The sequence below is a fragment of the Amycolatopsis jiangsuensis genome (assembly GCF_014204865.1).
GTDB lineage: Bacteria > Actinomycetota > Actinomycetes > Mycobacteriales > Pseudonocardiaceae > Amycolatopsis > Amycolatopsis jiangsuensis.
In genome coordinates, this window is sequence record NZ_JACHMG010000001.1 from 255332 (window position 1) to 273892 (window position 18561).

17 protein-coding genes are annotated in these 18561 nt (G+C 71.7%); 9 read left to right on the forward strand and 8 right to left on the reverse strand.

Annotated features, from left to right (window positions below; genetic code table 11):
• Positions 1-1025: 1025 nt before the first annotated feature.
• A complete protein-coding gene (locus BJY18_RS01115; RefSeq protein WP_221457472.1) occupies positions 1026-2108 on the reverse strand; it encodes a DUF4097 family beta strand repeat-containing protein in 1083 nt (360 codons plus the stop codon).
• A gap of 14 nt (positions 2109-2122) precedes the next feature.
• Positions 2123-2635 (reverse strand): toxin-antitoxin system HicB family antitoxin, encoded by a 513-nt coding sequence (locus BJY18_RS01120; RefSeq protein ID WP_184776915.1) that lies wholly within the window; start codon positions 2633-2635, stop codon positions 2123-2125.
• A gap of 130 nt (positions 2636-2765) precedes the next feature.
• On the opposite strand from BJY18_RS01120, the gene thyX reads away from it, so the two are divergent.
• The 6 genes from thyX (at position 2766) to BJY18_RS01150 (ending at position 9635) form a co-directional block, all read left to right on the forward strand.
• Positions 2766-3518 (forward strand): FAD-dependent thymidylate synthase, encoded by a 753-nt coding sequence (gene thyX / locus BJY18_RS01125; protein ID WP_184776917.1) that lies wholly within the window; start codon positions 2766-2768, stop codon positions 3516-3518.
• The gene (locus tag BJY18_RS01130) at positions 3518-3913 is read left to right on the forward strand and encodes an ACT domain-containing protein (RefSeq protein WP_184776919.1); all 396 of its coding nucleotides are present in this window, start codon (positions 3518-3520) and stop codon (positions 3911-3913) included. The genes thyX and BJY18_RS01130 overlap by 1 nt, the downstream gene beginning before the upstream one ends.
• 111 nt (positions 3914-4024) lie before the next feature.
• Complete coding sequence (locus BJY18_RS01135; protein ID WP_184776921.1) at positions 4025-5257, forward strand: Nramp family divalent metal transporter; 1233 nt, start codon at positions 4025-4027, stop codon at positions 5255-5257.
• An 85-nt stretch (positions 5258-5342) separates the two neighbouring features.
• Entirely contained in the window at positions 5343-6824 is a 1482-nt protein-coding gene (locus tag BJY18_RS01140) for a serine/threonine-protein kinase (RefSeq protein ID WP_184776923.1), read from the forward strand.
• Positions 6825-6927: 103 nt separating this feature from the next.
• Positions 6928-7941 carry a 4-hydroxy-tetrahydrodipicolinate synthase gene (gene dapA, locus BJY18_RS01145; protein ID WP_184776925.1) on the forward strand — a complete coding sequence of 338 codons (1014 nt, stop codon included), beginning with the start codon at positions 6928-6930 and terminating at the stop codon, positions 7939-7941.
• Complete coding sequence (locus BJY18_RS01150) at positions 7938-9635, forward strand: ribonuclease J (protein ID WP_184776927.1); 1698 nt, start codon at positions 7938-7940, stop codon at positions 9633-9635. Before dapA ends, BJY18_RS01150 begins: the two co-directional genes overlap by 4 nt.
• Here BJY18_RS01150 and BJY18_RS37335 read toward each other — a convergent pair.
• The 5 genes from BJY18_RS37335 to BJY18_RS37660 form a co-directional block, all read right to left on the reverse strand.
• Positions 9622-9744 carry a hypothetical protein gene (locus BJY18_RS37335; protein ID WP_281393621.1) on the reverse strand — a complete coding sequence of 41 codons (123 nt, stop codon included), beginning with the start codon at positions 9742-9744 and terminating at the stop codon, positions 9622-9624. The genes BJY18_RS01150 and BJY18_RS37335 overlap by 14 nt on opposite strands.
• 104 nt (positions 9745-9848) lie before the next feature.
• Complete coding sequence (locus BJY18_RS01155) at positions 9849-10793, reverse strand: EamA family transporter (protein ID WP_184776929.1); 945 nt, start codon at positions 10791-10793, stop codon at positions 9849-9851.
• A 48-nt stretch (positions 10794-10841) separates the two neighbouring features.
• Positions 10842-11456: an NAD(P)H:quinone oxidoreductase gene (wrbA, locus tag BJY18_RS01160; protein WP_184776931.1), complete on the reverse strand. Its 615-nt coding sequence runs from the start codon at positions 11454-11456 to the stop codon at positions 10842-10844.
• A gap of 34 nt (positions 11457-11490) precedes the next feature.
• Positions 11491-12318 (reverse strand): lysophospholipid acyltransferase family protein, encoded by an 828-nt coding sequence (locus tag BJY18_RS01165; protein WP_184776933.1) that lies wholly within the window; start codon positions 12316-12318, stop codon positions 11491-11493.
• Between the two features lie 182 nt (positions 12319-12500).
• Positions 12501-12764: a hypothetical protein gene (locus tag BJY18_RS37660; protein WP_312873695.1), complete on the reverse strand. Its 264-nt coding sequence runs from the start codon at positions 12762-12764 to the stop codon at positions 12501-12503.
• Here BJY18_RS37660 and BJY18_RS01170 point away from each other — a divergent pair.
• Together BJY18_RS01170 and BJY18_RS01175 are read left to right on the forward strand one after the other, a co-directional pair.
• On the forward strand, positions 12754-15096 hold the full coding sequence (locus BJY18_RS01170; RefSeq protein WP_312873696.1) for a DNA translocase FtsK 4TM domain-containing protein: 2343 nt from the start codon (positions 12754-12756) through the stop codon (positions 15094-15096). The two genes, BJY18_RS37660 and BJY18_RS01170, sit on opposite strands and share 11 nt — an antisense overlap.
• 44 nt (positions 15097-15140) lie before the next feature.
• Complete coding sequence (locus tag BJY18_RS01175) at positions 15141-15548, forward strand: hypothetical protein (RefSeq protein ID WP_246458731.1); 408 nt, start codon at positions 15141-15143, stop codon at positions 15546-15548.
• A gap of 191 nt (positions 15549-15739) precedes the next feature.
• Here BJY18_RS01175 and BJY18_RS01180 read toward each other — a convergent pair whose 3' ends face one another.
• Positions 15740-16258: an amino-acid N-acetyltransferase gene (locus BJY18_RS01180; protein ID WP_221457473.1), complete on the reverse strand. Its 519-nt coding sequence runs from the start codon at positions 16256-16258 to the stop codon at positions 15740-15742.
• A gap of 147 nt (positions 16259-16405) precedes the next feature.
• On the opposite strand from BJY18_RS01180, the gene BJY18_RS01185 reads away from it, so the two are divergent.
• Positions 16406-18451: an acyltransferase family protein gene (locus BJY18_RS01185; protein ID WP_184776939.1), complete on the forward strand. Its 2046-nt coding sequence runs from the start codon at positions 16406-16408 to the stop codon at positions 18449-18451.
• Positions 18452-18561: the final 110 nt, after the last annotated feature.

The following is an 18561-nucleotide window of genomic DNA, read 5'->3' on the forward strand; positions in this document are numbered from 1 at the left end:
GAAGCGGCGCGCACTCCGGACGGCAGGGCGCGGCACGAATCTCCGGGCCGCTGCGAGTGGCGGCACGAGGTGGTGTGTTGCGTGCGGGTGGTGACACGCAGTGGCAGGTCGCTGCGATAGCGGTGTGGGTGATGGCCTCAGGTTCGTGTCCGTGGGGTGACAGCGTGAATCGGCGGGTGGCTGCGAACGCCGAGCAGGCGGGTGGCATGAAGTGGTGGCTGCCGCGAAAGCCGTGTGGGCGGGTGGCGTCACGTGCGTGTCCGGTGGGCGGCAGCGTGAACCGGGTGGTTGAGCGGAAGCCGAGCGGGCGACGGTGTGAACCGGCATGGTGCGGCGGGGCTTCGCGCGGGCATCCTGCGTGAGCACCGGCAGGATGTCCGCGGGTGCTGGGTCCGGTGGGTGCTGGGTGTGTGGTTGCCGAGTCCGCGGGTGCTGGGTGTGCGGGTGTCGAGCCCGGTGGGTTGGGTGCGCGGGTGCTGGGTCCGGTGGGTGCTGGGTGTGTGGTTGCCGAGTCCGCGGGTGCTGGGTGTGCGGGTGTCGAGCCCGGTGGGTTGGGTGCGCGGGTGCTGGGTCCGGTGGGTGCTGGGTGTGTGGTTGCCGAGTCCGCGGGTGCTGGGTGTGCGGGTGTCGAGCCCGGTGGGTTGGGTGCGCGGGTGCTGGGTCCGGTGGGTGCTGGGTGTGTGGTTGCCGAGTCCGCGGGTGCTGGGTGTGCGGGTGACGAGCCCGGTGGGTTGGGTGCGCGGGTGCCGGGTCCGGTGGTTGCCGAGTCCCGCGGATGCCGAGCCCCGCGGGTGCTGGGTCCGTGGTTCCCGGGTGCGCGGGTGCCGAGCCCCGCGGGTGTCGAATCCGCCTGCACCGATCCCGCCTATACCGACCCCACGACGGTGCGAAGCGGCGGGCCACACCGAGCCGTCCGGTGTGGCCCGCCGCCTCCCCCTGTGGCCGTCCGCGCGGGTGCCGGGCGTGGTTCGGGTGCCGGTCGCTGCGGGCGGGGTGGTCGCCGGGCGTGGTGGTGGCGGTGGTGGTCAGCCGGCGGCGCGCGTCACGACGGCGTTGCCGGTGCCGGTGCGGGCGCGGACGTGCAGGGCGACGTCGCCCTCCGGGGGTGCGCTCGTCACGTCCAGTTCGCTCGACACGCGGCCCGTCGCGGAGGCCAGTTCCACCTCGGCGCGTACGCCTTCGCGGATGCCCACGCGCACCTCGCCGGAGCCGGTGATGAGTTCCAGCGAGCCGGACGCTCCGTCGGCCACCGACAGGTCACCACTGCCAGTACGCGCCATCACCTCGCCCGCGACGGTGCCGAGCCAGACGCTGCCGGTGCCGGTCGCGACCGTCACCGAGCCGGCGACCGAGGTCGCCTCCACCGAACCGCTGCCGGTGCGCAGTTGCAGACCGGCCAGCGTCGGGCCCAGCTTCACCGAACCGGTGCCGGTGCGCACGATCGCCGTGCCGTCGGCGCGTTCCAGTGACACCTCACCGGAGCCGGTGAGCAGGTCCGCGCGGCCCGCGGTTCCGGACACGACGACGTCCGCCGACCCTGCACGTACCTCGACGTGCGATCCGACCGGCGCGTGCACGGTGACCGAGACCGGTACGTTCCGCAGCTGCCACGCCTTGGCCGCGCGGACCACGAGCCGGTTGCCGGTCTTCTCGATCCGTGCCTGCCGCACCGCGTCGCCCGCGGAGGTCTGCGGCGCGACCCCGAGCTGGTCCCCGAACCGCTCACCGACCCACGACAGCAGGGTGCTCACCCCGTTCACCCACGACGGCTGCTCGCCGGTGTCGTGCTGCAGCCGGACCGAAGCCCCGGACTCCCGGTCGAGCAGCACCTCGACCCGTCCGATCGTGACGCCCAGGTCCAGCTCCAGCGGACCGCCCGCGTCGAAGTCCTGAAGCCGCACAAAGGGTCCCGCGTCCGAAGTGGAGCCACCACTGTCCGAAGTGGACTCTTCGGTGACGGAGGCCGTTCCGGACGCGTCCTCCGCCCGCGCTCCGTCGCTCGGCTCGTCTCCCGCCGCGGTGCTGCCGGTGGTCTCGCCGGCCCGCGGTTCGGCGGCGTCCGCGGCCGCCTCGGTGTCGTTCCCCTGGTCTTCCCGGTTCTCGCCCATGGTGGTGCCCCCTTCTAGCCTTCGACCCAGCCGTGCAGCTTGGTCTCGGTGCGGCTGCCTTGGTTCCAGCGCTCGTGACGCTGCTGGTGCTGCTGCGCCTGGCCGAGTGCCCCCTGCACGGCCTGCGCGACGAACGTGTTCAGCGAAATACCCTGCGCGGCCGCGGCCTGTTCGGCCTGGGCCTTCATCTGCTCGACGAGCCGCAGCGTGATCCGCGAGATGTCGCCGCCGTCGAGTGGCGGCGGAGGCGGTGCGGAGTGGTGCGGACCCGGCGACGGCGGTTCCTCCGCGCCGGTGACGACCACCCGCACGTCGCGGCCGTCCAGCCGGACGTCCACGACCTGGCCGGGCAGCGCCGCGGTCACCTCGGCGGCGAGATCGGACAGCGCGTTCATCAGCACGAGCCGGGCCGAGGGTTCCAGAGCCGAGGACAGCAGGGTGGCCGCGCGCCGGGTCTGCTCATCCCCGGCGGAGGCCGTGTTCGCGAGGTCCTCGCGGAGGTTCGAGAGGTACGGCGTCAAGTCCATGACGCCACTATGACGTCACATATGACGCCATGTCAAGTCACCGTGGTGTCATGCCGCCCCGCTCCCGGACCGTGGCCGTCCCGGCGGTTAGGCTGCCCGCGGAGTCGCCGAGGAAAGAGGGAGTGGTGTCGTGGCCGAGACCGTGTCGCCCCAAGTGCAGTTGATCGCGAAGACGGAGTTCTTCCCGCCGGAGGAAGTGCCGTGGTCGACCGACGCCGACGGGGGGCAGGCGCTCGCCGAGTTCGCCGGCCGCGCCTGCTACCAGTCCTGGAAGAAGCCGAACCCGAAGACCGCGACCAACGCCGGCTACCTCGAGCACATCATCGACGTCGGGCACCTTTCCGTGCTGGAGCACGGTTCCGTGACGTTTTACCTCACCGGCATCTCGCGCTCGCTGACCCACGAGCTGATCCGGCACCGGCACTTCTCCTACTCGCAGCTGTCGCAGCGGTACGTGCCCGAGCGGGACGCCGCGTTCGTCGAGCCGGACGTGATCGCGAACGATCCGGAGCTGCACGAGAAGTTCGTCAAGGCCGCGCAGGCGAGCGTGGACGCCTACACCGAGCTGCTGGCCGGCCTGGAGGACAAGTTCGCCGACGCGCCGAGTGCCACGCTGCGCCGCAAGCAGGCGCGCCAGGCCGCCCGCGCGATGCTGCCCAACGCGACCGAAACCCGCATCGTCGTGACCGGCAACTACCGCGCCTGGCGCCACTTCGTCGCCATGCGCGCGACCGAGCACGCCGACGTCGAGATCCGCGCGCTGGCCGTGGAATGCCTCCGGCAGCTGCAGAAGGCGGCGGCCAACGTGTTCGCCGACTTCACGATCTCGACCCTGCCCGACGGCACCGAGGTCGCCTCCAGCCCGAAGGTTCTCGAAGGCTGATGAAGCGCCTCGCGATCGATGTCCAGCGCGGGGCGTACTCGGTGGTCCGGCTGCCCGCCGACGCCCCGGTGCCCGCCGAGCTGCTCGCCCCGGGCCCGTTCCTGGTCTCCGTGACGCGGACGCCGCACGAGCTGTCGGTCATCTGCCACGCCGAGCGGGAACCGGAAGGCGGCACCGTCGAGCGCGGCTGGCGGCTGCTCAGCGTGCGCGGGCCGCTCGGGTTCACGCTCACCGGCGTGATCTCGGCGCTCGCGTCCGAGCTGGCCGCCGCCGGGGTCGCGCTGTTCTCACTGTCCACATTCGACACCGACCACATCCTCGTCCGGGCGGACGAGCTGGACCGCGCCGTCCAAGCGTTCCGGGACTCCGGCCACGACGTGGCCCTCCCCGGCTGACCGCCTCCACGACAGCACCCGTAGCGGTGGCGCAGCACACCCTTGCCCGCCGAAGTTCGGCAAGCCTAAACTTTGGTTTAGGCAGCGCGACAGTAGTGGGGTGGGGGCGGAATGGCGGTGGCGCAAGCGGGCCGGTTGTCCCGGCTGCGCGCGGGCAGCGCACTGCTCGGCCCGGCGTTCGTGGCCGCCATCGCGTATGTGGACCCGGGTAACGTCGCCGCCAACATCAGCGCCGGCGCGGGGTACGGGTACCTGCTGGTCTGGGTGATCGTCGCGGCCAACCTGATGGCCGTGCTGGTGCAGTACCTCTCCGCGAAGCTCGGGCTGGTCTCCGGCCGGTCGCTGCCGGAGGCGCTGCGTGAGCGGCTGTCCCGTCCGGGCCGGCTGGCGTACTGGGCACAGGCCGAGGTGGTCGCGGTGGCCACCGACCTGGCCGAGGTGGTCGGCGGCGCGATCGCGCTCCACCTGCTCTTCGGGCTTCCGCTGCTGGCCGGCGGGCTGATCACCGGGCTGGTCTCGCTGGTGCTGCTGGCAGTGCAGGACCGCGGTGGCCAGCGCCCGTTCGAACGCGTCGTGACCGGCCTGCTCGCGGTGATCGCGGTCGGGTTCCTGGCGAGCCTGTTCGTGGCACCGCCGTCGGCTGCCGGGATCGCGCACGGGCTCGTGCCCCGCTTCAGCGGCAGCGGCAGTGTGCTGATCGCCGCGGCGATGCTGGGCGCCACGGTGATGCCGCACGCGGTGTACCTGCACTCCGGGCTGGTCCGCGACCGGCACGGCGCGGTGCCACCGGAACGCCGGCGCGGCTTGTTGCGCGCCACCCGGTACGACGTCGGGTTCGCGATGCTGCTCGCCGGCGCGGTGAACCTCGGCATGCTGCTGGTCGCCGCGGCGAATCTGCAAGGACAGCAAGGGGTCGACACAATTGAGGGGGCGCACGGGGCGGTCGCTGTCGCGCTCGGCCCGGGTGTGGCGCTGCTGTTCGCGATCGGGCTGCTGGCCTCCGGGCTGGCGTCCACTTCGGTCGGTGCCTACGCGGGCGCGATGATCATGCAGGGCCTGCTGCGCAAGCGGATCCCGATCCTGCTGCGGCGGCTGGTCACGCTGATCCCCGCGGTGGTGGTGCTCGCCGCCGGGGCCGATCCGAGTGCCGCGCTGGTGGTGTCGCAGGTGGTGCTGTCGTTCGGCATCCCGTTCGCGCTCGTGCCGCTGATCCGGCTCACCGCGGACCGCGCGCTGATGGGGGAGCAGGTCAACCGGCGCCTCACCACGGTGCTGGCCGGCGTGGTCGCCGCGGTGATCATCGTGCTCAACGTGGTGCTGATCGGGCTCACTTTCGCCGGCTGAACCCGGGGCGGATCCGGCGGAACCCGCACCGCGGCCGTGCGGTCGGACTAGCATCTGCGCGAACCCGACTGAGGAGCCCCACCCCGTGACTGACGAACAGACCCGCCCCTACGACCCGGCCGCGGGCGCCCGTGTGGTGGCCGGCCGTTACCTGCTGCTCGCCGAACTCGGCCGGGGCGGCATGGGAGTGGTCTGGCGAGCGCAGGACCAGGTGATCGGCAGGCCGGTCGCGATCAAGGAACTGCGGCTGTCCCCGGAGCGGGGCGGGGACGGGGCGGCGATCTCCGAGCGCGTGCTGCGCGAGGTCCGGGCAGGCGGGCGGCTCAACGACCCGGCGGTCGTCACGGTGTTCGACGTGGTCACCGACGGCGGCGCCACGTGGATCGTGATGGAGCTGGTCGAGGCACCCACGCTCGCGGACCTGGTGCGCCAGTACGGCCCGATGCCGGCCCCGCAGGTCGCGGTGATCGGGGAGCAGGTGCTGTCCGCGCTGCAGGCCGCGCACGCCGCCGGGATCGTGCACCGCGACGTGAAGCCGGCCAACATCATGGTCGCCCCCGACGGCCGGGTGAAGCTCACCGACTTCGGCATCGCGCACGCGGTCGACGATCCGCGGCTCACCGCCACCGGCACCCTCGTCGGCTCCCCGGCTTTCATGGCCCCGGAGCGGGTCGAGGGCCGCGAAGCGATGCCCGAATCGGACCTCTGGTCGCTCGGCGCCACGCTGTTCTTCGCGGTGGAGGGCATCGTCGCGTTCGAACGTCCCACCACCGCCGCGACACTGCACGCGGTGATGACCGAGGCGCCCTACCCGACCCGGGTGCAGGGCCCGCTCGCCGCGGTGGTCGCCGGGCTGCTCGTGGCACAGCCCGAAGCGCGGCTCACGGCGGGCCAGGCCCGTGCGCTGCTGGCCACCGCGTCCGGGAACGACCGGCGTACACCCCCTCCGGGCACTGTCGCGCTGCCCGCTATGGCACAGTCGCCGCAGCGTCCGCGCAACACCCGCCGGTGGGTCGTCGCGGGCGCGGTACTCGCGGTCGTCGCGCTCGTCGGCGGGTTCTTCCTGGGCCTGCCGGTCTGGTCGCCGTCCGAGGACGCGCAGCAGCTCGACACGGTGACCTATGGCACGGACGGGTACCTCAAGCTCTCCATCTCCACCACGGACCTCTGCTACAACGTCGTGGTCCAGCCCGGTGTGGTGATCAGCAGCGACAGCACCGGCGACTGCGACAAGAACCACACGCTCGAGGTGTACGACTCGCACAACCTGCTGCCCGTCGACAGCTCGAGCGGGTTCGGCAGCGAAGACGCGAAGGTCGCCGCCTACCCGGGACTCGACGAGGCCAGCGCGGCCGCGGAAGCGCGCTGCCGGCTCAGTTTCCACTCCGACGTGGTGCCGGAGCAGCAGCGCGGGAGCCTCACCTACCGGGCGATCGTGCCGACCCAGAAGGAATGGGAGCTCAAGCCCCAGGACGAGACCACCGACCCGAGCCGGGGGTTCTACTGCGTGCTCACCCGGCAGGACAACGGGCAGATCCCGGCGCAGATCACCACCCAGGTCGAATAGCCGCGCGCGAGATGTTCCGTCCCCCGCCCGCGGGGAACGGAAATTCTCCGGACCCGCCAGGTCCGGGCCGGGTTCGCCGGCCGGACGAGGTACCGTCATGACCATGCCGACCCCACCCTCCGCCGCGCCGGGCCGCCCCTTCGGCCGCGTGCTCACCGCGATGGCCACGCCCTTCGACCGCGAGGGCGCGCTGGACGTGAAGCGGGCGCAGGAACTCGCCGAGTACCTCGTGGACCTGGGCAACGACGGCCTGGTCGTGAACGGCACCACGGGGGAGAGCCCGACCACCAGCGACGCGGAGAAGGCCACGCTGATCCGCGCGGTCGTGGAGGCGGTCGGCGAGCGTGCCACGGTGGTCGCCGGGGCCGGTACCAACAACACCACGCACAGCGTCGAGCAGGCGCGTGCCGCCGCCGAAGCCGGGGCCCACGGCCTGCTGGTGGTCACGCCGTACTACTCGCGGCCCAGCCAGGCCGGGGTGTACGCGCACTTCACCACCGTCGCGGACGCCACCGAGCTGCCGGTGATGCTGTACGACATCCCGCCGCGCTCGATCGTGCCGATCGAGGTGGACACGCTGCTGCGGCTGGCCGAGCACCCGCGGATCGCCGCGGTCAAGGACGCCAAGGGCGACCTGATCGCCGGCTCCGAGGTGATCGCCAACAGCCAGCTGGCCTACTACTCCGGCGACGACGGCCTCAACCTGCCGTGGATCTCGGTCGGCGGGGCCGGGGTGGTCAGCGTGATCGGGCACGTGGTGGCCGGCCGGATCCGGGCGATGATCGACGCCTACGAAAGCGGCGACACCTCCACCGCGCGCACCAACCACCGCGGGATGCTGCCGGTGCTGCGGGCGTTCTCGCGGGTCGGCGGGGTCACCTTCGTCAAGGCGGCGCTGCGGCTGCGCGGGCTGGACATCGGCGATCCGCGGCTGCCGGTCGTGCCCGCGACCGACGAGCAGCAGCAGCTGATCACGGCCGATCTCGCCCAGGGCGGCGTGCCGCTGGAGGACACCGCGGCCTCGGACTGGCATGGTGCACGGGTGGCACAAGCGGATTCTCAGGCGGCCTACGTGGCCCCCACTTCACACACCAGCGTTGGGACCTTGCCCCGGTGAGCTCACTTCCCCCCGGACCCGGTCCGGCCCACCTTCCGCCCGCACTGCCCGAGGGCGCGCTGCGCGTCGTCGCGCTGGGCGGCATCGGCGAGGTCGGGCGCAACATGACGGTCTTCGAATACGACGGCCGGCTCCTGATCGTCGACTGCGGGGTGCTCTTCCCCGAGGACGACCAGCCCGGTGTCGACCTGATCCTGCCGGACTTCCGTGCGATCGAGGACCGGCTCGACGACGTCGACGGGCTCGTGCTCACGCACGGGCACGAGGACCACATCGGCGCCGTCCCGTTCCTGCTGCGGCTGCGCCCGGACCTGCCGATCTACGGGTCACGGTTCACCAACGCGCTGCTCGCGGCCAAGGCCAAGGAGCACCGCCAGCGGCCGAAGCTGATCGAGGTGCGCGAGGGTGAACGGCGCAAGGTCGGCGCGTTCGACCTGGAATTCTTCGCGGTCAACCACTCCATCCCGGACGCGCTGGCGGTGGCCATCCGCACCCCGGCCGGAGTCGTGCTGCACACCGGTGACATCAAGCTCGACCAGCTGCCGCTCGACGGCAGGCTGACCGACCTTGCCGGCTTCTCCCGGCTCGGCGACGAGGGCGTGGACCTGTTCTGCGTGGACTCGACCAACGCCGAGGTGCCCGGGTTCGTGATGCCGGAGCGGGACATCGGCCCGGTGCTCGACGACGTGATCCGCCGGGTCGGGCAGCGGGTGATCGTGGCCTGTTTCGCCAGCCACGTGCACCGGGTGCAGCAGGTCCTGAACGCCGCCGAGCGGCACGGCAGGCGGGTCGCGTTCGTGGGCCGTTCGATGGTGCGCAACATGGGCATCGCGGCGGAGCTGGGCCTGCTGGAGGTACCCGAGGGCCTGCTCGTGGACATGGACCAGGCGAGCACCCTGCCGGAGAGCAAGGTGCTGTTCGTCTCCACCGGTTCGCAGGGCGAACCGCTGTCCGCGCTGTCCCGGATGGCCCGCGGCGAGCACCGGCAGATCTCCATCCGGGCCGCCGACACGGTGGTGCTCGCCAGCTCGATGATCCCGGGCAACGAGACCGCGGTCTTCGGCGTGGTGAACGGCCTGACCCGGCTGGGCGCGAACGTGGTGCACCAGGGCAACGCCAAGGTGCACGTGTCCGGGCACGCGTCGGCGGGGGAGCTGCTCTACCTGTACAACGCGGTGCGGCCGAGCAACGTGATGCCGGTGCACGGCGAGTGGAAGCACCTGCGTGCCAACGGCGAGCTCGCGGCGCGGACCGGGGTGGCCCCGGAGAACGTGGTGATCGCCGAGGACGGCGTGGTCGTGGACCTGGTCGACGGCAAGGCCTCCCGCACCGGGCGGGTCGAGGTCGGGCACGTGTACGTGGACGGCCTGTCCGTGGGTGACGTCGGCGAGTCGACACTGTCGGACCGGCTGGTGCTCGGCGAGGGCGGCTTCATCGCGATCACCGTCGTGGTCGACTCCAGCACCGGCCGCGCGGTGAGCAGCCCGACCATTTCCGGGCGTGGATTCTCCGACGACCCGAAGGCTCTCGACAGCGTGGTCCCGCTCGTGGAGATGGAGCTGGCCCGCACCGAGTCCGAGGGCATCACCGACACGCACCGCATCGCACAGGCTGTGCGCCGGGTGGTCGGGCGCTGGGTGGCCGACACCTACCGCCGCCGCCCGATGATCGTGCCCACGGTCATCCCGGTCTGACGCGGGCTCCCCGCCCGGCCGCCAGCGCGAGAGCGAACACCACGATGGCGGTCTGGCGGGCGAGCGCGCGCCGGGCGCGGCGCTGCTCGGAGCGGTTCTGCTGGAGCACGGTGGCCTCCTGTCCGGGATCGGGCGTAGGACTCGAGTGTGGCGTGCCGCGGCGGTGCGCACATCCGGCGCGAGACTGGTTCCGGTCTCCTCCGCAGGGATGAGTCAGGTGATCCCGGCGGACTTCCGCTGGACCACGTAAGCCCCCGCGAGCAGCAGCAGCGCACCGAAGGCCTGCGGCCAGGCCAGCGATTCACCCAGCAGTGCCCAGGCGAACGCGGCGGTCGCGACGGGTTCGACGAGCCCGAGCACACTCGCCACCGAAGCGGGCAGGTGCCGCAGCGCGGAGATGCCCAGCAGATAAGAGATCACCGTGGGCGCGAGCACCAGTGCGGCCAGCAGCAGCCACACCGGGGGAGTCCACGGCCCGAACGGGACACTGCGCGCGGCGAGCGACCAGTGCACCGTCCACGGTGGAGCGAGCGCACCCACGATGACCGCGCCGATCACCATGCCCCAGGTGACCAGGCCGAGCGGGTCGCGCCGCGCGACGGCGCGCTCACCGATCAGGAAGTACCCCGCCGAACAGACCGCCGCACCGAGCCCGGCGAGCAGCCCGAGGGCGTCCAGCACCGCGCCCTGCCACACCTGCGCGACCAGGGCCAGGCCCGCCATGGCCAGCGCGATCCCGCCCCACAGCGCGCCGGGCAGCCGGGTCCGGCGCACCACCCGCACCCAGAGCGCGATGAGGACCGGCGACATGAACTCCAGCAGGATCGCGATGCCGACCGGGATCCGGTCGGTGGCGATGAAGTACATCAGCTGCGTGCCGGCCACGCCGAGCAACCCGTAGGCGAGCAGCATCGGCCATTCCCCGCGCCGGACACGCAGCGAACGCGGCGCGAGGATCGCCGTACCCGCCGCCAGCAGGAGCCCGGCGCCGCCGATCCGGATGGCGGCCACCTGTTCCGGCGTCATGCCCGCGACCATGGCCGGCTTGCCGAGCGAACCGGACGTGCTGAAGAAGACCGCGGCCAGCAGCACGAGCAGTATGCCGCGGCCGCGGTGATCCTCCCCGGGCGCGGCGGTGACAGGCAGTTCGGTGGTCACCGGGGCGACGGTACGGCTCCCCGGCCCGGCGCCGAAACCGTTTCCCCGCTATTCCAGGGAATCACGCCCGGCGACCAGGCGGGTGGTGATGGTCGCCAGCCGGTGGCCCTGGCGCCGCAGCGCACCGAGCGCCAGCTCGTCGGGCGCGGCCGATCTGCGCGAGACGAACGAGCCGCCGTACGGGTTGCCGGACTCCTTCAGGTGCGGATCGCCGTAGCCGAGCGGGACCACGATCGCGCCCCAGTGGTAGAAGATGTTGTTCGTGGCCAGCACGGTCGCCTCCAGGCCGCCGTGCGCGGTGGACGCCGTGGTGAACGACGTCGCCACCTTGTCCGCCAGTTTTCCTTGCGCCCACAGGCCGCCGGTGCTGTCCAAAAAGGACTTCAGCTGGGCGGCGGGGCCGCCGAACCGGGTCGGGCTGCCGGCCGCGATCCCGTCCGCCCACTCCAGGTCGGACAGCGTGGCGAGGTCGTGGTGCGGCCCGTCCTCGACCCACGCCTGCCAGCGCGGGTTGCTGGCCACCGCGGCCGGCGGCGCGGTTTCCGGCACGGTCCGGACACGGACCTCGGCACCGGTCTCGCCTGCGCCCTCGGCGAGTGCGGTGGCCAGCGCGGCGGTGTTGCCGGTGACGCTGTAGTAGACGACGAGAATGCGGGTGCTCACGTCGTGCGACTCTAGCGAGGGACGCCGGGTGGTCTCAGGATCCGGACGCCGGCCCGGGTTTCCAGGGGCTGACGGTGTCGGTGGGCCGCGTCGGATCGTGGAACCGGGGGCGGACCGGTTCGTCGCGCCGCAGCGGCACCAGCCCGTCGGTGATCGCCTGCATGATCTTCGCGTGCGCGCGCACCCCGGCCCCCGGCCGTTCCGGCTCCACCCCGGACAGGTCCACCGGCTCGCCGAAGTGCACCCGGAACCGCGGCCGGCGCAGCGGGGCACTGAGCCCGGACCGGGCGAGCGGCACCAGATCGGCGGGTCCGTTGACGGTTTCGGTGCCCCAGTAGACCGCCTCGTGCGCACCCCACTGGCTGATCGGGATCACCGGCACCCCGGCGGCGAGCGCGAGCCGGGCGGCGCCGGTCTTGCCGCGCTCGGGCCACAGTCCCGGATCGTGACTGATCCGGCCCTCCGGGTAGACGATGATCGGCTCCCGGGTGTCACGCAGCGCGTCGACGGCCTCGGCGAACTGGCCGACCGCGGTGGTCGCCTGGCCGCGATCCACCCGCAGATGCCCGCTGACCCGCAGGGCGGGCCCGATCACCGGCGCGTCCAGGATCCCGCCGGCCAGCATGAACCTCGGATTGATGCCGATCCGCTTGCACGCGGCCATCAGCACCATCGCGTCGAACACGCCGATGTGGTTCGCCGCCATGAGCAGCGGCCGCCCCCGCAACCGCGACGGCACCGCCCCGGAGACGGACAGCTTCCCGACGAGGTTCACCAGCCCGCGGTCGACGTTCAGCATGGTCCGCCAGATCGCCGGTGCCCGGCGCGGAGCCGGAGAATCGTCCTGATGCAGCGCGAACATGCGCAAAGCATTTCATGGCGGCAGATCACTGCGAACGACCTGGTTCGCACCGTCTGCACAGAAGGAAGCTTCCGCGACTGTTGTCGCAGGTCGCAGCCGGGAGCTGCGCAACGCCGGTCCGGATCGGGACGATTGTTTCGCGTGCGGTGCGAGTGGCGCATGGGACTATTGCGGTTCGCCGGTTACCGTGGGGGTATGGCTGGGTCGGCGACGAGGAAGCGGAGCACGGGCAGTGGCGGCGGGAAGGCGTCGGCGCGTGGTTCGCGGACGCCGGCGAAGGCGTCCGGGGGGCGTTCGGCGGGGGCGTCGAAGTCGTCGGCCGCCCGGTCGTCCGGAAGCCGGTCCGGGGCGCGGTCGTCGGGTAGCCGTCCGCGTACGTCGGCGCGTCGTCCGGCGGCTCGGCGCGGGCGGTCGTCCGGTGCGTTCGGACGCGGGGTGCGCGGCACCTGGAACCTGACGGCCAGGGGACTGGGCTCGCTCGCCCGCACGGTCGGGCGGACCCGGGAGCTCGAACCCGCGCACCGGCGGGACGGCCTGGCCCTCGGACTGATCGCGCTCGCCATCGTCGCCGCGGTCGGCGTGTGGTGGCGGGCCGCCGGGCCGATCGGCGGCGCGGTGGAAGTGGCCGCCCGGACCGTGCTCGGCGCCGGGGCGGTCACGCTGCCGCTGGTGCTGATCGTGGTCGCGGTCGCGCTGATGCGGTCCGAACCCCGGCCGGAGACCCGGCCCCGGATGGTCATCGGCACCCTGCTCGTCGTGCTGTCCGTGCTCGGGATGCTGCACATCTTCACCGCGCTCCCGGAGACCAACGACGCCCGGATGTACGCCGGTGGCGCGCTCGGCGCGTTCTCCGGCGGGCTGCTGACCAAGGGCGTCACCATGTGGGTCGCGGTGCCGCTGCTGATCCTCGCGCTGATCTTCGGCGTGCTCGTGTTCACCGCCACGCCGGTGCGGGAGATCCCGCACCGGCTGCGCACCTGGGGCCTCGACGAGGAGGAGCTGGCCGACTACGAGGCCGCCCACGGCGAAGCCGCGGCCGAACCGGACGAGATCACCGAGACCGATCCGAAGCCGGTGCGGCTGCGCAAGCCGGCACGGCGGCGTCAGGCCGGCGCGGACAGCTCGGATGGTGCCGAGCAGCTCGACCTGGACGCGGCACTCGCCGAACCGCCCCAGCCGATCCGGCCGCCGAAACCCGCGGCCAAGCCGGCCGAGGTGCCGGAGAAGAAGCCGAAGAAGGAGCCCGAACCGGCACTCACCGTCACCCGGACCGTCGAGGGCGACTACCAGCTCCCGCCGCCGGATCTGCTGCAGCTGGGCGACGCGCCGAAGTCCCGCAGCAAGGCCAACGACGCGATGATCGAGGCGATCACCGGCGTACTGGAGCAGTTCAGCATCGACGCCCAGGTCACCGGGTTCACCCGGGGCCCCACGGTCACCCGCTACGAGGTCGAGCTGGGCCCCGGCGTGAAGGTCGAGAAGATCACCGCGCTGACCAAGAACATCGCCTACGCGGTGGCCACCGACAACGTGCGGCTGCTCGCGCCGATCCCGGGCAAGTCCGCGGTCGGCATCGAGGTGCCCAACTCCGACCGCGAAATGGTGCGCCTGGGCGACGTACTGCGCTCGGCCAAGGCGGCCAAGGACGGCCACCCGATGGTGATCGGCCTCGGCAAGGACATCGAGGGCGAGTTCGTCACCGCCAACCTCACGAAGATGCCGCACCTGCTGGTGGCCGGTTCGACCGGTTCCGGTAAGTCGAGCTTCGTCAACTCGATGCTGGTGTCGCTGCTGGCGCGCTCGACGCCGGACGAGTGCCGGATGATCCTGATCGACCCGAAGATGGTCGAGCTGACCCCGTACGAGGGCATCCCGCACCTGATCACGCCCATCATCACGCAGCCGAAGAAGGCGGCCGCCGCGCTGGCCTGGCTGGTCGAGGAGATGGAGCAGCGCTACCAGGACATGCAGGCCAACCGGGTGCGCCACATCGACGACTTCAACGCCAAGGTGAAATCCGGGGAGATCACCGCGCCGCCGGGCAGCGAACGCGAGTACCAGCCCTACCCCTACATCATGGCGATCGTCGACGAGCTGGCCGACCTGATGATGACCGCCCCGCGGGACGTCGAGGACGCGATCGTGCGGATCACCCAGAAGGCCCGGGCCGCGGGCATCCACCTGGTGCTCGCCACCCAGCGCCCGTCGGTGGACGTGGTGACCGGCCTGATCAAGACCAACGTGCCGTCCCGGCTGGCGTTCGCCACCTCGTCGCTCACCGATTCGCGGGTCATCCTGGACCAGCCCGGCGCGGAGAAGCTGATCGGCATGGGCGACGCGCTTTACCTGCCGATGGGTGCCGGGAAACCGGTCCGCATCCAGGGCGCGTTCGTGGGCGACGACGAGATCGCCTCGATCGTCACCTACGCCAAGGACCAGGCCCAGCCGGACTACACCGAGGGCGTGACCGCGGCGAAGGCCGGGGAGAAGAAGGAGATCGACCCGGACATCGGCGACGACCTGGACGTGCTGCTGCAGGCGGCGGAGCTCGTGGTCACCTCCCAGTTCGGGTCCACGTCGATGCTGCAGCGCAAGCTGCGGGTCGGCTTCGCCAAGGCGGGTCGCCTGATGGACCTGCTGGAAAGCCGCGCCATCGTCGGCCCCTCCGAAGGCTCGAAGGCCCGCGATGTCCTGATCAAACCCGAGGAACTGGAATCGGTCCTGTTCATGATCCGCGGCGGCGACCCGCCGTCGGCCGGCGACGAAGAGGACGGCTGAACCGGCCGTGCAACCCATCGCTGCCGGCGTCCCGTCCTGACCTCATGGATGCCAGGAGACTCGCTCTGTTCGTCAGTGCGACCGCGGTGCTCGTCGCGGGTGCGGGCGGCTCCGTCGCGCTCGCGCAGACGCATCAGCAGCTCACCGCCGAACCCGGGCGGAACGTGGTGCTCGGCCAGGGACAGGAGGCCTGGCTCGCCGGGCGCGACTTCACGGTGCGCTACGCCGGGCTCGTCTCGGACTCGCGGTGCCCGCCGCAGCTGCAGTGTTTCGCGCCCGGGGACGCCGTCGTCACGGTCGCACTGGCCGAGCCCGGGCAGGGCGAACGCACCAGCGTGCAGCTGCACACCGGGCGGCCGGGCCCGCGCGAGACCACCTATTCCGCGACGGCCGTCCGGCTGGTCGACGTGAGCCCGGCGGGGGACCGGATCACGCTTCGCCTGACGGAGTGAGCGGAGTTTCCCAGCGGTACGCCCGCACACTCGACCGGACGGTGGCCGACGCCGTGCTCGCCGACTGCCCCGAGCTGGCGCCGACACCGGGCAACCAGCAGGCCTGGCGCTGGCTGGTGATCCGCGACGGCAGCCCCGCGCGCCTGGGTGGTGCTGAGCAGATGGTCGGTGTCCCTCAGGTTTCCGGTTCCTCAGAACTCGAGGAGCATGCGCGAGTTGCCCAGGGTGTTGGGCTTGACGTAGGGCAGGTCGAGGAACTCCGCGACACCCGGGTCGGCGGAACGCCGCATCTCCTCGTAGACCTCCTGCGGCACCGGGGCGCCGTCGATCTGCGCGAAACCGTGGCCGGCGAAGAACGACGTCTCGAAGGTGAGCACGAACAAGCGCCGGAGGCCGAGTTCACGGGCCTCCTCGACGAGCCGGCCGACGAGCGCGTGCCCGATGCCGCGGCCGCGCGCGGCCTTGTCCACCACGACGGTCCGCAGCTCGCCGATGTCCTCCCACAGCACGTGCAGGGCGGCGGCGCCGAGCACGGCGTCGGCGTCGGTCACGACCCAGAACTCCTGCACGGCCTCGTAGAGGGTGACCAGGTCTTTTTCCAGCAGGACGCGGCCGGCGTCGGCGTCGACGAGGGCTTTGATCTTGCGGACGTCGGCGATCCGGGCGCGCCGGACCGCCGGGGGCGTGGACTCGTGGGGCACACCTGTCAAGATATCCAGGACCGCGCCCGGGTGAACGTGGCGGCTCCTTCCGGGGGACCCCGGACGCCCGTCGTCGCGTGCGGTCACGTATAGGTAGGGGCCGCACGCCCCTGTGTCCGAGCACGCCGGTCCGCCCCCGGCATTGGGAGGAAGTCGATGTCCGGGACCACCGTGGTCGCGCCCGAACAGCCCGGGCGGCCGGCCCCGCGGGACGCCCAGGCCCGGTTCCGCCCCGAACTGCAGGGCGTCCGCGCGCTGGCCTCGCTGCTGGTCGTCGTCTACCACGTCTGGCTGGACCGGATCTCCGGCGGCGTCGACGTGTTCTTCCTGGTCTCCGGGTTCCTGATCACCGGCCAGCTCTACCGCGCGCTGCTGCGCGGCCGGATCGAGCTGCGGGCCACCTGGGGCCGGATGATCAAACGGCTCTTCCCGGCCGCGATGACCGTGCTGCTCACGGTGCTGGTGGTCTCGCAGCTGCTGCTGCCCGCGGACCGCTGGTTCCAGACCATCCGCGAGGTCTTCGCCTCGGCACTGTTCTACGAGAACTGGCAGCTGGCCGCGGACTCGGTGGACTACTTCGCCCAGCACAACAGCGCGAGCGTGGTCCAGCACTTCTGGTCGCTGTCCATCCAGGGCCAGTTCTACCTGCTCTGGCCGATCCTGTTCGTCGGGCTCGGCCTGCTCGTGCGCCGGCTGGGCTGGTCGCTGCGCCGCACGATCAACGTGCTGCTGGTGGTGCTCTTCGCCGCGTCGATCGCGTACTCGGTGTACCTGACCGCCGTCGACCAGCCGCTGGCGTACTTCCACGGCCTCACGCGGGTGTGGGAGTTCGCGCTCGGCGGGTTGATGGCGATGTTCCTCGATTACGTCACGCTGCCGCGGCTGCTGCGCATCGCGCTCGGCTGGATCGGCGTGGCGGGGCTGGTGCTGTGCGGCATCGTGCTGCGCGTCGACTCGGTGTTCCCCGGCTGGATCGCGCTGTGGCCGACGCTGTCCGCGGCCCTGGTGCTGGTGGCGGGCCAGACCGGCAGCCGGCTCGGCGCGGACCGCTGGCTCAGCTCGAAACCGCTGGGCTACCTCGGCAACATCAGCTTCTCGCTGTACCTGTGGCACTGGCCGGTGCTGGTGTTCTACCTGGTCGCCCGCGACCGGGTCGCGGTCGGGCTGCTCGGCGGCGCGGTCGTACTCGGGGTGTCCTTCGTGCTGTCGGTGCTGACCTACCACCTGATCGAGAACCCGATCCGGCTGTCGAAGATCGGCACGGCCAAACGCTGGGGTGCCTACCGGTTCGGCGTGCTCGCGCTGGCGCCGGTGCTGATCGGCAGCGGGATCTGGCAGGGCGTGACCAGCGCACAGGCGAATTTCGAGATCGCACTGGACGATCCGGACCACCCGGGCGCGGTCGCGCAGGCGCCGGACTTCGTCTACCGCGGCTCGGCCACGCCGTCCATCGTGCCGCCGACGCTCGCGCTGCCCGAGGACTGGGCGGGCATCACCGACGACAAGTGCACGATCTCGCCGCGCAACCAGGAACTGAAGGTCTGCACGCAGAAGCCCCAGGGCACGCCCAAGAAACGCGTGGTGCTCGTCGGTGATTCGCACATCCAGCAGTACATCGCCGCGTACCTGCCGTTGGTGCAGTCGGCGGGCTGGGAGGTCACCTCGATGCTCAAGGGGGCCTGCCCGTTCTCCGTCACGGCCGATCTGATGCCCGGCAACCAGGGGTGCATCGACTGGAACAAGGCGGCCGCGGACGAGATCGTGGCCAGGCACCCGGACGCCGTCGTCACGCTGGCGAGCGTGAACACCCACGCCGGCATCACCGAGACCACGCCGAAGGGCTTCGTGGACCAGTGGTCGGCGATGGACAGGGCGGGCATCCCGGTGGTCGCCCTGCGCGACAACCCGCGCTTCGGGTTCAACATGGCCGCCTGCGTGGCCCAGCGCAGTCCGGAGGACCCTTCCTGCACTCCCGCGCGCGCCTCGGCACTGCCGGGAACGCCGTCCTACACCGCCGTGCGCGACGTGCCGCGTAACGTGTCCTTCCTGGACTTCTCGGACTACTTCTGCGAGAAGACCACCTGCCCCGCGGTCGTCGGCAACGTCCTGGTCTACATGGACGACAACCACGTCACCGCGACCTTCCAGACCACCTTGGCGCCGATCGTCCAGCGGGACATGCAGCAAGCTCTGCGGTGGTGATCACGGTCAGTCCCGGGTCCGGCACAATGGGGTACGGGCAGGCCGCCTGCCCGTGACGTACTGAGGGGGAGGCGGATTTCCATGACGCGCGCAGGGTGGGACGCATTCCT